General features: G+C 65.8%; 13 protein-coding genes. 6 read left to right on the top strand and 7 right to left on the bottom strand.

The window, feature by feature from the left end; genetic code table 11:
* The first annotated feature begins 51 nt into the window (after positions 1–51).
* Both CH293_RS06430 and CH293_RS06425 read left to right on the top strand, forming a co-directional pair.
* Positions 52–1,212, top strand: coding sequence for a globin domain-containing protein (locus CH293_RS06430; RefSeq protein WP_176459930.1), 1,161 nt, complete (start codon positions 52–54; stop codon positions 1,210–1,212).
* A 38-nt stretch (positions 1,213–1,250) separates the two neighbouring features.
* Positions 1,251–1,997 carry an FAD-binding oxidoreductase gene (locus CH293_RS06425; RefSeq protein WP_020110773.1) on the top strand — a complete coding sequence of 249 codons (747 nt, stop codon included), beginning with the start codon at positions 1,251–1,253 and terminating at the stop codon, positions 1,995–1,997.
* Positions 1,998–2,006: 9 nt separating this feature from the next.
* Here the strand turns inward: CH293_RS06425 and CH293_RS06420 are convergent, their stop codons facing one another.
* Positions 2,007–2,903, bottom strand: coding sequence for a glycosyltransferase family 2 protein (locus tag CH293_RS06420; protein WP_094719693.1), 897 nt, complete (start codon positions 2,901–2,903; stop codon positions 2,007–2,009).
* 253 nt (positions 2,904–3,156) lie between these two features.
* On the opposite strand from CH293_RS06420, the gene CH293_RS06415 reads away from it, so the two are divergent.
* On the top strand, positions 3,157–3,378 hold the full coding sequence (locus tag CH293_RS06415) for a hypothetical protein (RefSeq protein ID WP_019663814.1): 222 nt from the start codon (positions 3,157–3,159) through the stop codon (positions 3,376–3,378).
* Positions 3,379–3,705: 327 nt separating this feature from the next.
* On the opposite strand, the gene rsgA is transcribed toward CH293_RS06415, so the two are convergent.
* The 4 genes from rsgA to CH293_RS06390 all read right to left on the bottom strand — a co-directional run bounded on the left by rsgA (position 3,706) and on the right by CH293_RS06390 (position 7,632).
* Positions 3,706–4,728 (bottom strand): ribosome small subunit-dependent GTPase A, encoded by a 1,023-nt coding sequence (gene rsgA, locus CH293_RS06410; protein ID WP_094719692.1) that lies wholly within the window; start codon positions 4,726–4,728, stop codon positions 3,706–3,708.
* A 182-nt stretch (positions 4,729–4,910) separates the two neighbouring features.
* Positions 4,911–5,870 (bottom strand): alpha/beta hydrolase, encoded by a 960-nt coding sequence (locus CH293_RS06400; protein ID WP_019663811.1) that lies wholly within the window; start codon positions 5,868–5,870, stop codon positions 4,911–4,913.
* Positions 5,871–5,970: 100 nt separating this feature from the next.
* The gene (locus CH293_RS06395; RefSeq protein WP_094654143.1) at positions 5,971–7,428 is read right to left on the bottom strand and encodes a trehalose-6-phosphate synthase; all 1,458 of its coding nucleotides are present in this window, start codon (positions 7,426–7,428) and stop codon (positions 5,971–5,973) included.
* 30 nt (positions 7,429–7,458) lie between these two features.
* Positions 7,459–7,632 carry a hypothetical protein gene (locus CH293_RS06390; protein ID WP_167336916.1) on the bottom strand — a complete coding sequence of 58 codons (174 nt, stop codon included), beginning with the start codon at positions 7,630–7,632 and terminating at the stop codon, positions 7,459–7,461.
* Positions 7,633–7,877: 245 nt separating this feature from the next.
* On the opposite strand from CH293_RS06390, the gene CH293_RS06385 reads away from it, so the two are divergent.
* Together CH293_RS06385 and CH293_RS06380 are read left to right on the top strand one after the other, a co-directional pair.
* The gene (locus tag CH293_RS06385) at positions 7,878–9,518 is read left to right on the top strand and encodes an ABC transporter ATP-binding protein (protein WP_094719690.1); all 1,641 of its coding nucleotides are present in this window, start codon (positions 7,878–7,880) and stop codon (positions 9,516–9,518) included.
* Positions 9,515–11,284, top strand: a complete 1,770-nt coding sequence (locus CH293_RS06380) for an ABC transporter ATP-binding protein (protein WP_094719689.1) — start codon at positions 9,515–9,517, stop codon at positions 11,282–11,284. The genes CH293_RS06385 and CH293_RS06380 overlap by 4 nt, the downstream gene beginning before the upstream one ends.
* Before the next feature lie 26 nt (positions 11,285–11,310).
* Here the strand turns inward: CH293_RS06380 and CH293_RS06375 are convergent, their stop codons facing one another.
* Positions 11,311–12,078 carry an NAD(P)H-dependent oxidoreductase gene (locus tag CH293_RS06375; RefSeq protein ID WP_094719688.1) on the bottom strand — a complete coding sequence of 256 codons (768 nt, stop codon included), beginning with the start codon at positions 12,076–12,078 and terminating at the stop codon, positions 11,311–11,313.
* Between the two features lie 70 nt (positions 12,079–12,148).
* On the opposite strand from CH293_RS06375, the gene CH293_RS06370 reads away from it, so the two are divergent.
* On the top strand, positions 12,149–13,141 hold the full coding sequence (locus CH293_RS06370; protein WP_176459929.1) for a GlxA family transcriptional regulator: 993 nt from the start codon (positions 12,149–12,151) through the stop codon (positions 13,139–13,141).
* Here CH293_RS06370 and CH293_RS06365 read toward each other — a convergent pair.
* Positions 13,125–13,826: a GntR family transcriptional regulator gene (locus tag CH293_RS06365; RefSeq protein WP_094719687.1), complete on the bottom strand. Its 702-nt coding sequence runs from the start codon at positions 13,824–13,826 to the stop codon at positions 13,125–13,127. The genes CH293_RS06370 and CH293_RS06365 overlap by 17 nt on opposite strands.
* Positions 13,827–13,935 lie beyond the last annotated feature (109 nt).

The raw sequence follows: 13,935 nt of genomic DNA, 5'->3' as shown, positions 1-13,935 counted from the left end.
CCGGGTAGACGTCGGACGCCGACTTCTACGCGGTGAGGGGGCCTTCGAGAGATGGATGCTCGGGCGATTTCGCTTGTGAGAACCACGTTCAAAGCGGTCGCGGCCGTCGACGGTGGTCCGGAGAAGCTGACGCGTTCGTTCTATGCCATTCTGTTCGCTCGCAATCCCGAGGTGCGGGATTTCTTCCCCGCGTCGATGGAGTCCCAGCGGGACAAGTTGGTGACGGCGATCGCCTATGCCATCGATCAGCTCGAAGACCTCGACCGCCTGCTGCCGTTCCTGGCGCAGCTCGGCCGCGATCACCGCAAGTACGGGATCGTCGACGCGCACTACGCGGCCGTCGGAGATGCTCTGATCACGGCCCTGGAGCAGTTCGCGGGCAACGAGATCTGGACCGACGAGGTCGACGCCGCCTGGCGCGAGGTCATCGCGGTGATGGCGGGCACGATGATGGAAGCGGCGGAGGCCGACGACGGACCGCCGGTGTGGCAGGGCACCGTCGTCGAGCATCTGCGTGTTCTCGACGACGTGTCGATCGTGCGGCTCATGCTCGACGAGCCTCTGGATTACAGTGCCGGACAGTACGTCAGTGTGTCGATTCCGAGCCGTCCGCGCATGTGGCGGTATCTGTCGCCGGCGATTCCCGCGAACGCAGCGGGCGAGATCGAATTCCACATCCGGCGCGTCACGGGCGGGTGGGTCAGCCCGGCGCTCGTGGGGAGCACCTCCGTCGGGGACCGATGGACCATCGGAGCGCCGCTCGGCAGCATGACGAGGCACACCGCGCCCGGTCGTGATCGTCTCCTCATCGCATCGGGCACGGGAATCGCGCCGTTGCGCGCGCAGCTCATGGAGATGGCCACCAAGGCCGACAACCCGTCCGTCCACGTCTTCTACAGCGGCCACTACCCGTGCGACCTCTACGATCTGCAGACTCTGCAGCAGATCGCGGCGATCAATCCGTGGCTGTCCGTCGTCGGGATCGTCGAGGAAGAGACAGATCCGTGGTGGTACGACGGCCCGCAGTACCGGAACCATCTCGGTGGCTCGTCGCCGATCGTCGGGCAGGTCGGGAAGGTCGTCGCGGAGTTCGGATCATGGGACGGGCGCGACATTCAGATCGTCGGCTCGCCTTCGATGATCAACACCACCAAATTCCGCCTACAGGGCGCAGGAGTCGACCTCTCCCTCGTCCGCCACGACCCTTGGTGACCGGTCCTTGTTGCAGCCTTGCCGCATAGTCTGGACACATGCAGACGTGGAATGCCGAGGTGGTGCAGTACCACCGCTTGCGCAATGACCTGGCCGTGGTTCGACTCGAAGGTGACGCAATACCTTTCGAGGCAGGTCAGTCGCTCGACGTCACTGTTCCGCAGAATGCGCGGCTGAGTCGTCGGTACTCGTCGGCGTTGCCGCCGTCGCTCGATGGAAAGTTGGAATTCCATGTCCGGGCCGTGCCGGCTGGGTGGGTCAGTGGATCGATCGTCAACGAGACGAGGCCGGGTGACGTGTGGACGTTCGGCAATCCCGCGGGCAGTCTGAAGGTCGACCACTCCGGACGCGACGTCGTGATGATTGCAGGGGGCACCGGGCTCGCACCGCTGCGTGCGCTGATTCTGGATCTGACCCGGCGGGAGACACCGCCGAACGTGACGCTGTACGTCGGTGGACGGTCACCACGTGACCTCTACGCGGCCGACCTGCTGTGGATACTGGCGTCCGAATTGCCGTGGCTGACCGTCGTTCCCGTCGTGGACCAGTTGACGGATCCGTGGGCTCCCGACCGCTGGCACGACGCCATCGGAGCCGAGATCGCGGGTGTCGCAGAGATGTTCGGCCCCGAGCACTGCTGGGAGGGCAGTCTGGCCGACGTTATGAGTGTGCAGCAGCCGTTCCTCGACTCCCAGGTGCTGGTCTGCGGTTCACCCGGGATGGAAGCGGCCACGATTGCTGCCTTGATCGACAACGGAACCCCGGAGACCGCCATCGTGCGGTGACGCCGTACGTCAGCCGACGTGCGGCGCGGTGTTCGTGCCGACCGGCAACACCCGCGGCGGCGCGGGCGAGAACAAGCGACGCACGGAGTACCGACCCTTGGCCGGGTCGTACGGCCGATACACGGCGAACACGAGAATGTGCCACCACCAGTGCAACCGGAGTGCCTTGCGTCGCTCGGGAGTCATGACCCCGTGCCGCTCGAACGTCCTGATACCGCATTCGATGTACTCACCGAATTTCGACGGCGGAGTGAGGGCGCGGCGGGGCGACACGTCGACATTCATGTCGGACAGCTGAGCCAGCTTGACGTCCACGGCGGTCAGGCACAGGGCCAGATCGAGATCTTCGTGAAGTTCGGCGTCGGTGCTGACCATCGGTTCGACGCGGTGCCACGCGGACTTGCGGATTGCCATGTTGGCGCCGTGCAGGTTGGTGACCAGGCGACCGCCTCCGATCGCGCCCTTCCTCAGGTGCCGACCGAACCACCACGCTTTGAGGCCACGGACCGGCGAATCGTACGGCTGATTGAGTCCGGTGACACCGCCGACGTGTGCTCCGTCCGCAGACAGGTAGTTCAGAACGGCCCGGGCCCATCCCGGTGTGACGCGGGTGTCGGCGTCGACGCGGCCCAGGACGTCGCCGCGGGCCGCGCGAAATCCGGCATTGCGTGCGTGCGCGACGCCGGGTGCGCGCTCCGGCAGGAGCGTGATCTTGGGGTGGGCGTCGGCGTAGGCCTCGACGACAGCGGCGGTGCGGTCGGTGGAGTTGTTGTCCACGACGATGATCTCGTGGATGTCGTCACCCTGCGCGACCAATGCGTCGAGGCAGGGGCCGATGTAGGCCTCTTCGTTGTGGGCCGGGATCACGACCGACAAGGTTTCGGCGGGGAGCGTGGGAGTCGACACACTGGGAGATTATCGGTGACGAGGTGTGGAGTCGAATCGAAAAGTATTGTGCATCAAAGTATTCGGGTGAATTCGCTGATACATGGGTGTTTTGTCGAGGTTGAGTCCGTTTTGTCCGCCGAGGGCGGTCGACCGGTCGGATCGACGGGATTGGACGGGGTGAAGTCATGCTCGATGATTCGCTCATCGGGCCGGCAGCTAGGCTGGGCCGGACGTCGGTCCGACAGCACGTGACTACCCGAGGAGACGAGCAGTGGCTTCCGAGATCGCAGTGGGCGACCTGGTTCAGGCGACCGGGCACGCCGGACCGTGGAAGGTGCTGGAAATCCGTCAGGGTCTGGCACTTCTCGAGCATCATGCCGGTCATCGACTGTCGGTCCGCACGACCACGCTGTCCGTGGTTCGGAAAGCGTCACCCTCGGAGGCTGCGAAGCCCGTCGTGGACGAGCCGGACTCGCCTACCCTCTTCGACTGAAGGTCGGCGAAACGAGAGAGACGCGTCCCCGACGGCCGCGTCCTCGTGGCTTACCCGCTCAGGTCACTGGCGGGAAGTGGGTCGTTCTACAGTCCGCCGAGCAGCAGGTGAAGAGTATCTCCGACGACTGCGATCAGGCCGGCTACGAGTCCCATGTGATTCCTCTTTTCTGTGATTCGCCTTGCGGCGCTGCTCTTTTGAGCTGACAAGAATCTATGGGCGGCGTATTGCCCGCGAGTTAACTGCGAGTAATGGCCTCGGCGGATGCGCGAAACATTACCTTTGCTCATCAATATGGTGGATTGAACGAGGGGCGTGATGAATGCGTCATCGGCAACGTGACTTGTACATGCGCCGCTGGAGCTTGGCGAGCTGTTTGGCCTCGGCGAGCCTTTGCCCATTGGCGCGGGCGTCGTGTCGCGTTGTGGCCCAGTGATTCTCGCGTTGCAGGCGGTGGTAGTTGGCGATCCGCCGGGGGTCGATACTCTCCTGTACTGCGCATCCGGGTTCGCTGCTATGAGTGCAATCGCGAAATCTGCATCGCGCCGACGCGTCCTCGATGTCCGAGAAGGTCTGCTGTAGGCCCTCCTCCGACGCGACGAGGCCGACGGAGCGAAGTCCGGGAGTGTCGATCACCGTCATTCCGACGGTGGGAAGCGGCACGAGTTCGCGTCGAACCGTCACGTGACGCCCTTTGCCGTCGGCTTCGCGTACATCGCCTGTGCTCAGGACTTCCTGGCCGACGAGCGTGTTCGCCAACGTCGACTTTCCCGATCCGGACGGTCCGATCAGGGCATTGGTTCCGCCGAGATGGTCAGTGAGGCAGGCTATTCCATCACCGGTGCGGGAGCTGATCGCGAGTACGGTCACGCCGGGTGACGACGCCTTCAGGTCGGTGACTCGGTTGGAATCGCCGGCGTCGCACTTGGTGAGTACGACCAGTGGTGTTGCGCCGCTGTCCCATGCGAGGGCGACGTATCGTTCGACGCGGCCGAGGTCGAGTTCGGTGTCGGCGGCGACGGTCACGACGACGGTGTCGACGTTGGCGGCGAGGGTCTGAGCGTGGGACGTCGTGCCTGCCGATGCTCGGACGATGGCTGTGCGGCGGGGTAGGACTGTCGTGAGTACGGCCCCTCCCGTCGGCTGGGTGTGGATGCGTACCCAGTCGCCGGTGCACACATCGAGGTGTCCGGTGTGGGCGCGCAGCGTTCCGTGTTCGGTGGCGACGTCGCTGGACCCGCGGTAGACCGCGGTGACGCGCCCGGGTTCTCCGGGTGAGCTGTTCTCGTGGAATCGCTGGTGCCAGTAGGTGTCGAAACCCAAGTGGGACAGTGTGGTCGGTGAGGACACGGGTGAGCCTTTCGAAGGGCCGACCCGGTGCCCGGGTCAGCCGATGATGAGGGAGAAGGAGGCCGTGGGCACGGCCGTACGCCGGATGACCATGGTTTCTCCTCCTCTCGTCTCGCCTCGAATGCTCGGGTGGATGGAAAGTATCAGGGCAGAACTGGGCTACGCCATCGATTAAACGGTGCTCACTGCGGAGACGGGTCGGCCAGCACGCGAGCGGCGAACGCGACGGCGAGATCGAGGAGGACGCGTGCCTCGGGCAGGGCGCCCGCCATCACTGGGAACGCATGAACCTGGCCCTTCCAGACGTGCGTCTCGACGGTTCTGCCTGCTGCCGCGAGCGAGGCCGTCATCGCTTCGACGTCGGGACGCATCAACTCGTACTGCGCGGTGGACAGGAACACCGGTGGGAAGATCGCCGGGTCGACGTCGATCGGGGACGGTGAGCCGGCGATGGCGTCGGGCCCGTTCAGCCATCGATCCTCCAACGCGATGACCTGCTTCATCGGAAGGTAGGCGTCCTTCTTCATGAACTCCTTCGGATGGCTCTTCAGGTCGAGGTTCAGCAGTGGAGAGAACCCGAGGACCGCCGCGGGCGGGGTGAGACCGTCGAGTACGGCCAGTTCGGCGACTTTCATCGCCAGGTATCCACCCGCCGAGTCGCCGGCGACGATGATCTTGCTGGGGTCGGCGACGGTTTCCAGCGCGGCGCGGTAGGACGCCATGGCGTCGGCGATCGATGTTCCGATGCCGCCGTAAGGGATCTGTCGGTACTCGACGGAGTAGACGGGGACCCCTGCGCGAGCTGCAATCGTCGCGCACGCACTTCGGTGCGTGGCGAGGCCGCAGAACACGAATCCACCGCCGTGGAAGTAGAGCACGGACGCGCCGTCGAGTGATCCGGTCGCGGTCTTGGGGTGCGTCGTCTTCTCGCACGGGACGCCGCCCAATCGAACCTGTTCGATGGTCACACGCTTGGGTTTGGGCAACCTGTCGACGGCACGGTCGAGCTGACCGATGGCCTTGATGCCACCGTCGGTCAACGGCCACAGCGAGAACGTCGGCTTCAACGTCAGGCGCATCGCGCAGGACAGAACGCGGGCTTGGCGGCTGATGTCGTCGTGCCAGGTGAGCGTATGGGTCATGGATACGCACGCTAGCACCGGTTGGAACGTGTTCTCGTTGATTCGGCCATGAACCGAGGTCAGGCGTGCTCCCGCCGGTCACGGGAAACAGAAACGTGTTCTACTGCGACCGGGTGGGGAGCGTGCCCTCCTGCTGCGGGTTCGACAGTGCGTTGAGGAATGCCCGCGCCCAGCGGTCGACGTCGTGCGCGAGGACCTGGCGCCGCATCGCCCGCATGTGGCGTCGACCTTCTTCCGCCGGCTGTTCCAGCGCGGAGACGATGGCGTCCTTGACGCTGTCGAGGTCGTGCGGGTTGCACAGGTACGCCTGACGCAGTTCGGCTGCGGCACCGGTGAATTCGCTGAGAACCAGTGCGCCACCTAGATCGCTGCGGCTGGCGACGTACTCCTTGGCGACGAGGTTCATGCCGTCGCGCAGCGGAGTGACGAGCATGACGTCCGCGGCCACGAAGTACGCGATGAGATCGTCGCGGGGGATCGGACGGTGCAGGTAGTGCAGTACCGGGTGGCCCACCTGGCCGTATTCGCCGTTGATACGGCCGACCTGTTGTTCGATTTCGCCGCGCATCGCCTTGTAGCTCTCGACGCGTTCACGGCTCGGGGTGGCGAGCTGGATGATGACGTTGTCCACCGGGTCTATGCGGTGCTCTTCGAGCAGTTCACGGAATGCGTTCAGCCGGACGTCGATGCCTTTGGTGTAGTCGAGGCGGTCGACGCCGAGCATGATGCGCTTCGGGTTGCCCAGCTCCTTGCGGATCTGCTTCGCGCGATCACGGACAGCCTTCGAGCGGGACTTCTCGTCGAGGTCGCCGGAGTCGATCGAGATCGGGAACGCGCCGACGCGGACGGTACGGAACCCGACCTGCACCGAACCGAGCCGTGACCGGACGCCGACGGTGCCACGTGAGGTGACCTGGCCGGCGAGGCGTCGGGCGAGGTAGAGGAAGTTCTGGGCGCCGCCCGCGAGGTGGAATCCGATGAGGTCGGCCCCGAGGAGGCCTTCGACGATCTCCGTGCGCCACGGCATCTGCATGAACAACTCGACCGGAGGGAACGGGATGTGCAGGAAGAAGCCGATCGTGAGGTCCGGCCGCAGCATCCGCAGCATCTTCGGGACGAGCTGGAGTTGGTAGTCCTGAATCCAGACGGTCGCGCCCTGCGCAGCCGCCGCGGACGTGGTCTCGGCGAAGCGGCGATTGATCTCGACGTACGCGTTCCACCAGGAGCGGTCGTACACCGGCTTGACGATGACATCGTGGTAGAGCGGCCACAGGGTGGCGTTCGAGAAGCCCTCGTAGTAGTCGGCCACTTCCTGCTCGGTCAACGCGACCGGGCAGAGTTCGAGCTCGTCCTCTACGAACGGCTCGACGTCGACGTCGGGGACTCCAGGCCATCCGACCCACGCGCCCTTGTTCGCGCGCAGAATCGGTTCGAGAGCCGTGACGAGTCCGCCGGGGCTGCGCTTCCATCGCGTGCTGCCGTCGGGGAGTTTCTCCATATCGACAGGCAGCCTGTTGGCTACGACCACAAAATCCGAGCCCTGCGAGGCGTCAGCCACTACTGTCCAATCTTCTCGAAACGGGGTAGGTCAGTCGACCTTCGCTGTGGGATCGATACCCAACATCGACAAAAGCATGCGGCACTCGTCGGCGTCCGTCGCATAGGCGGCGACGACGCGTTGCGCCTGGCTGGCGGTCTCGTCGGCCAACGGCTCCAGGTCCTCGTCGGCGATGTCGGTGTCGGTGGTGGTCTTGGCGGCCATGGTGTTCTCCATCTTCTGTGGCTGCTCGAGTATGTTGCGCCCCGACTCTATGAGAATGCGGTGCTCTCTCGCCACTTGCGCCGGCAGCGAGCGTCCCGACGGACCCCCGGAATGAAATAGCATCAGGCAATGCGTTTTTCTACCTGGGCGGCATGATGACGTCTTCATCCACGCGTTCCGCAGGCTCCACTCCTGTGACAGGCAGTGCGATTCTTCGGCGAACCGTCGTACGTCAACGGGCCCGAATGATCATTTCGTCACTGTTCTTCTGCGTGCACCAGTTCTGCGAGACCATGGTGCCCGTCGCGATCGGCTTGATCGTCGGCCGCGCGATCGACACCGGTGACGGTCGGGCGATGATCATCTCGCTGTTCGGCCTGGCCGGGTTGTTCGTCGTGCTGTCGTTCGCGTACCGCTTCGGGGCGCGAATCATCGTCGTCGCGATCGAACGCGAGGCGCACATGATGCGCGTCGAGGTCGCCGGTCGGGTACTCGACCCGCGCGGTGTTCGTACCGATCTGGTGTCCGGTGAACTGCTGACGGTGTCCACGTCCGACGCGGAGAAGACGTCCTGGATTCTCGACGTCATCGCGCGGACGGTGGCTGCCATCGCCGCGACGGTCGTGTGCGCGGTGGCATTGCTCGTCGTGGACATTCCGTTGGGAATCGCCGTGCTGGTAGGCACTCCCGTCATCATGTACCTCCTTCAGCGCGCGGCGCCGCTGCTCACGAGGACCGCGACGACGCAGCAAGCCGAGGTCGCTCGTGTCTCCGGGATGGCCACCGATCTGGTCAGTGGGGTTCGGCCGTTGCGCGGCATCGGCGCCGAGAACGCTGCTGCGGCGCGGTTCCACGCGTCGAGCCGGACGGCGCTGGGCGCGACGATGAAGATGGCGAAAGCCAACAGCGTCTACCTCGGATTCTCGACGACGGTCACCGCGCTTCTGTCGGTCGGCATCGCCGGTACCGCCGGGTTCTTCGCGCTGCAGGGCCGAATCTCGGTGGGCGAGTTGATCACCGTCGTCGGGTTGTCGCAATTTCTGATCGAGCCGTTGACGACGATGTCGCGGCTGCCGGGCGTCGCGGCGATGGTGCGTGGTTCCGCGGACCGGCTCGCCCTCGTTCTCGGCGCCGACCACGTACTTCCCGAGGGTGGCTCCGACTCACCGTCGTCGACGAATCTGGGCGTCCACGGCGTCGGATATCGGTCGCTGGACGGCCTGGAGATGTCGGTCGCGCCGGGTGAGCTGCTGGGAGTCGTCGCTCTGCGCGCGCAGGACGGGGAGGCGCTGGCTGCCGTGTTGTCCGGGCAGATCGCGTCCGACGACTACGTCGGCGACGTCACCATCGGCGGCGCCGGTGTCGACACGCTCGGTCTGACGGAGGTTCGTCGCACGGTGCTGGTGGAGCCCCACAACACCGACCTGTTCGCCGGAACGGTGCGGTCCAACATCACCGCCGGAGCCGCACGCGCGAACGACGAGCTGGCGCCGGTGTTGGCGGCCTCGGCTGTCGAGGACGTGGTGGCCCTGCACGAGAACGGACTCGATCACGCCGTGACCGACAGGGGTGCCTCGTTGTCCGGTGGTCAGCGGCAGCGCGTCGCACTGGCCCGCGCACTGTCGGTGTCCGCTCCGGTGCTGGTGCTGCACGACCCGACGACCGCAGTCGACGCAGTCACCGAACACGCCATCGCAGCCGGCATCAAAGATCTGCGGCACGACGGTGACAAGACCCAGACCACGGTGTTGATCACGACGAGTCCCGCGCTGCTCGCGGTCACCCACCGGGTGATCGTCGTCGACGACGGACGGGTCGTCGCCGAGGGAACCCACCACGAACTCGCCGCCCACGACGACCGCTACAAGGACACGGTGCTGCGATGACTACGACACCCGAACTGCTGCCCATCGCGACGGGCCGACGATCATGGGCGTTCCTGCGCGGCGAACTGAAGGGGCGACGCGGCCTCGGGGCTGTCACGTTGCTCATCTCCGCTGTCGCAGCGGCGATGTCGCTCGTGCCGGTCTACGTGTTCGGCGTGCTGGTCGACCGGGTCACCGACGGTGCGCCGACGTCGACCATCGTCTCCGTCGTCGCGATCATCACCGTCGCCGCCGTGGTCGGTGGAGTGTTCACCGCGTGGAGTTCGTACCTGATCAGCAAGCTCGGCGAGGGCATCCTGGCGTCGCTGCGTGAACGTGTGCTCGGCCGCGCACTGCACCTTCCCGTCGGAACCCTGGAGCGAGTCGGCAAGGGAGACTTGCTCTCTCGTGTCGGCGACGACGTGGCCGTCATGGCGAAGTCCATCGGCGAAGTGATCCCCAACATCGTGTCCGCTCTGCTGCTGGTGACGCTCAGTGTCGTGGCGATGCTCAGCCTCGACTGGCGACTCGGACTCGCAGGCATGGTTGCCATTCCGATGTACGTGCTCGCGCTGCGCTGGTACCTACCCCGGTCCGCGCCGCTGTACGCCGCCGAACGCGTCGCCATGGGTGAACGGTCGCAGGCCCTGATCTCCAGCATGCAGGGAGCCCGCACCGTTCGGGCCTACGGACTCGAAGAATCGCACCTGGGCGAGATCGACAAGGCGTCGGGCAAGGCGCGGGACATCGGTATCACGGTGTTTCGCCTCTTCACGCGGTTCGGTTCGCGCAGCAATCGCGCCGAATGCGTCGGCCTCTCGGTCATTCTCGCGGCGGGCTTCCTGTTCGTCCAGGACGGCCACGTCACCGTCGGTCAGGTCACCGCCGCGGCGTTGCTGTTCCATCGGCTGTTCAATCCCATCGGCATGTTGATGTTCTCGTTCGACGACGTGCAGTCGGCGGGAGCGTCGCTTGCCCGACTCGTCGGCGTCATGGACATCCCGGATCAGCGGTCACGCGGCACCGGCGTGGTGCCTGCCGACGCCACCCTCGAGGTCACCGGGCTGCGTCACTCGTACGACGGCGGGCACGAGGTGCTGCACGGCATCGACCTCACGGTCCGTGCTGGGGAAACCGTTGCGCTGGTGGGTTCCACGGGCGCAGGCAAGTCGACCATCGCAGCCATCGCGGCCGGGTCCATCGACGCGACGGACGGGCAGGTGCGCATCGGCGGTGCGAGCCTGGACGACCTCGGCGCCGACGGTCTGCGTCGCCACATCGCGATCGTCAGCCAGGAGGTTCACGTCTTCTCCGGCACTCTCGCCGAGGATCTGCTGCTGGCTGCTCCCGATGCCACCCGCGACGAGATCCACGCGGCGCTGACGACCGTCGGGGCGGGCGCGTGGGTCGACGCGCTCGCTGACGGCGTCGACACCCAGGTCGGAGAGGGTGGCCACGAGCTGACAGCGGCGCAGTCGCAGCAGCTTGCGCTGGCCAGGCTCGTGTTGGCCGATCCTGCCGTCGCAGTCCTGGACGAGGCGACCGCCGAGGCAGGCAGTTCCGGTGCGCGCGATCTCGAGGCCGCGGCGCAGGCCGCGACCCGTGGCCGCAGCACGCTCGTCGTCGCGCACCGCCTGACGCAGGCCGCCGCCGCCGATCGTGTGGTCGTGCTGGAACACGGGCGGATCCTCGAGGAGGGCGGCCACGACGAACTCGTCGCCGCCGGCGGCCGTTACGCAGAGCTCTGGGAGGCGTGGGAGGGCACCACGCCGGTGAGCGGCCGGTAGGAGGTCCTTTCGGGAATCGGTGCAGCTCAGCGGGTGGTGTGCACTCGCAGGCCCGATTCACCGGGGGCATGGGCGTCGTCCAGGACGAAGTTCGCGTCGTACTCACCGCCGTTCTGTGGGCGGTACAGGATCGGCCGGTCGGAGAACAGTGTGCCCAACCGGGCCTGCAGGTGCGCCTCGGCCGCGGCGTAGCCGGCGTCGGTCATTCGGTCGGCGCTGGGAATCAGCACCGGTGGTAGCACGGACATGCCTGTGTACCAGAAGAATCCGTGCTGGATCGGGAACAGCAGCTCGTCCAGTGAGCCGTTGATACCGCGCGCCGACACCGTGTGTTCACTGCCGCCCATACTGGTGACGATCAGTGCTCGGGTGCCCGCCATCAGACCGTCGCCGTAGCGCCGAGTTCCACCTCCCGCCTTGCGAATTCCGTATCCGAAGCCCTCGACGAACACGCGGTCCACCCAGCCTTTCATGATGGCGGGCATCGAGAACCACCACAGCGGAAACTGCAGTACGACGGCATCGGCTCGGCGCACCTTGTCCTGCTCGGCGGCGATGTCGGCGGCTATCGTCCCGCCTGCGAGAGCGGTCGACGACGCAGTGGCCACGCGTAGTCGGTGTGCCGGATCGTGTGCGTAGTCCTCCGCGGTCACCACCGGATTCCACCCCATGCGGTACAGGTCGGACTCCATGGTGGTGTGGCCCGCCCCGGCGAGCCATGTCAGCGCCGAGTCACGCAACGATCCGTTGAGCGAGCGAGGGTCGGGATGCGCGGAAACCCAGAGAATGTTCATGTCCTGAGCCTGTCACCAGCGGATCGGCCGAACCAGTGGCCTACCGGACAACATGTGAAAGAATTCGGCCATGCGCGCACGTCGAGATCGTGACACCACCCGAGAACCGCATCGGGTGGTCGTCGTCGTCCGTGACGGACTGTTGGGGATGGAATTCGGCTCGGTCCATCGATTGTTCGGCCAGGCGAGATCCGAGGACGGTGAGCCGCTGTACTCGGTGGAGACGTGTACCGCGACGCCCGGTCCGGTGCGCACGGATTCGGACGTGAACATCGTGGTGGACCGCGGGTTGGAGGCTGTTGCCGATGCCGACACGGTGATCGTTCCTGCCTCGGATCTGGACTACGGCGACGATCCCGTCTCGGACACCGCACTGTTCCAGCGGATTCGGCCCGGGACTCGGATCGCGTCCATCTGTACGGGTGCGTTCGTTCTGGCCGCTGCGGGTCTGCTCGACGGCCGACGCGCAACGACGCACTGGGCGTCGGCGGAGCAGTTCCGGGCGTTGTATCCCCAGGTCCGGCTCGAACCGAATGTCCTGTACACCCACGACGGCGACGTACTGACGGCGGCGGGGGAGGCGTCGGGTATCGATCTGTGCCTGTACATGATTCGGTGCGATTTCGGCTCGGCTGTCGCGAACCGGGTTGCGCGGGGAACGGTGGTACCGCCGCATCGGAGCGGCGGTCAGGCTCAGTACGTCGCGCCGCCCGTTCGCCGCTCCACGGCCGGTTCGATTGCTGCGGCCCAGGAGTGGGCGCTGGAGAGGTTGCACGAGCCGTTGTCCAACGAGGTGTTGGCGTCGTCGGTGTCCATGAGCGTCCGTACGTTCACGCGTCGATTCACTGCGGAAGTGGGTGTATCTCCGGCGAAATGGATTGCACAGCAACGTGTGCAACGCGCCAAGGAACTGCTCGAGAACACCGATCACACCATCGACCGTGTCGCGGCCGAGGCCGGTTTCGGTACCGCCACGTCCCTGCGGCAGCAGCTGATGGCCGACATCGGAGTCTCGCCCAGGGCCTACCGCGCGACGTGGGCCGGCGTCACCAGCTCGCGATGACTCGTCGGGTGGGCCGTTCGTTACTGTCCGAGAACAGGTGTGGACTTGCTTCCTTGATGCGCTCGACGTCGTCGAACACGGCGCGCAGGTGATCACGCATCGCGCGCTCCGCGGCAGCGAAATCTGCCTGCTCGACGGCGTCGGCGATGGCGGTGTGCTGGGCGATGAGCTCGGGAATGGGGCGGGTGTCCCGTAGGCCGAGGCGCCGGGCGCGGTCGAGGTGGGCTTTCGCGGACTCGACGGACCTCCATGCTGCCGAGTGCCCACCGGCGGCCAGAAGCGCCTGGTGGAATTTCTCGTCGAGTTCGAAGAAGTCGTCCATGCTCAGGCCTGGTTCGCTCTGCTGGGCCAGGTTGTCACGCAGGGCGGCGATGTCCGCGTCGGATCGTCCGGCGACCGCGTCCTCCAACGACGCGATCTCGATGGCCTCCCGGACGAACTGCGCGTCGGCGACCTTCTCGGTGTCCACCCGCGACACGAACGTGCCGAGTTGAGGAAAGACCTGCACCAGGCCTTCCTCGGCGAGGAGAATCAGAGATTCGCGCACGGGAGTACGGCTCACCGACAGGTGTTCGGCCAGCTCGTTCTCCGACAGGGGGCTGCCCGGAGGCAGCTTCAGCGACACGATTCGGTGCCGCAGCTCCTTGTAGGCGGCTTCGCGCGCGGTGACTTTACGGGTGCTCACCGCGTCAACAGTAATGGCCGGTCGGATACGTGAGCTATGCGCGGCACGGACAAGAAAGTTGACGCACGTCACTGAAGCACTAGTATGGCAGTGCTGGTATTCAAGACCG

The sequence above is a fragment of the Rhodococcus sp. 14-2470-1b genome, assembly GCF_002259415.1.
Classification (GTDB): domain Bacteria; phylum Actinomycetota; class Actinomycetes; order Mycobacteriales; family Mycobacteriaceae; genus Rhodococcoides.
Note: the sequence above shows the minus strand (reverse complement) of the source record. Positions and strands in the feature narration are given on the sequence as shown.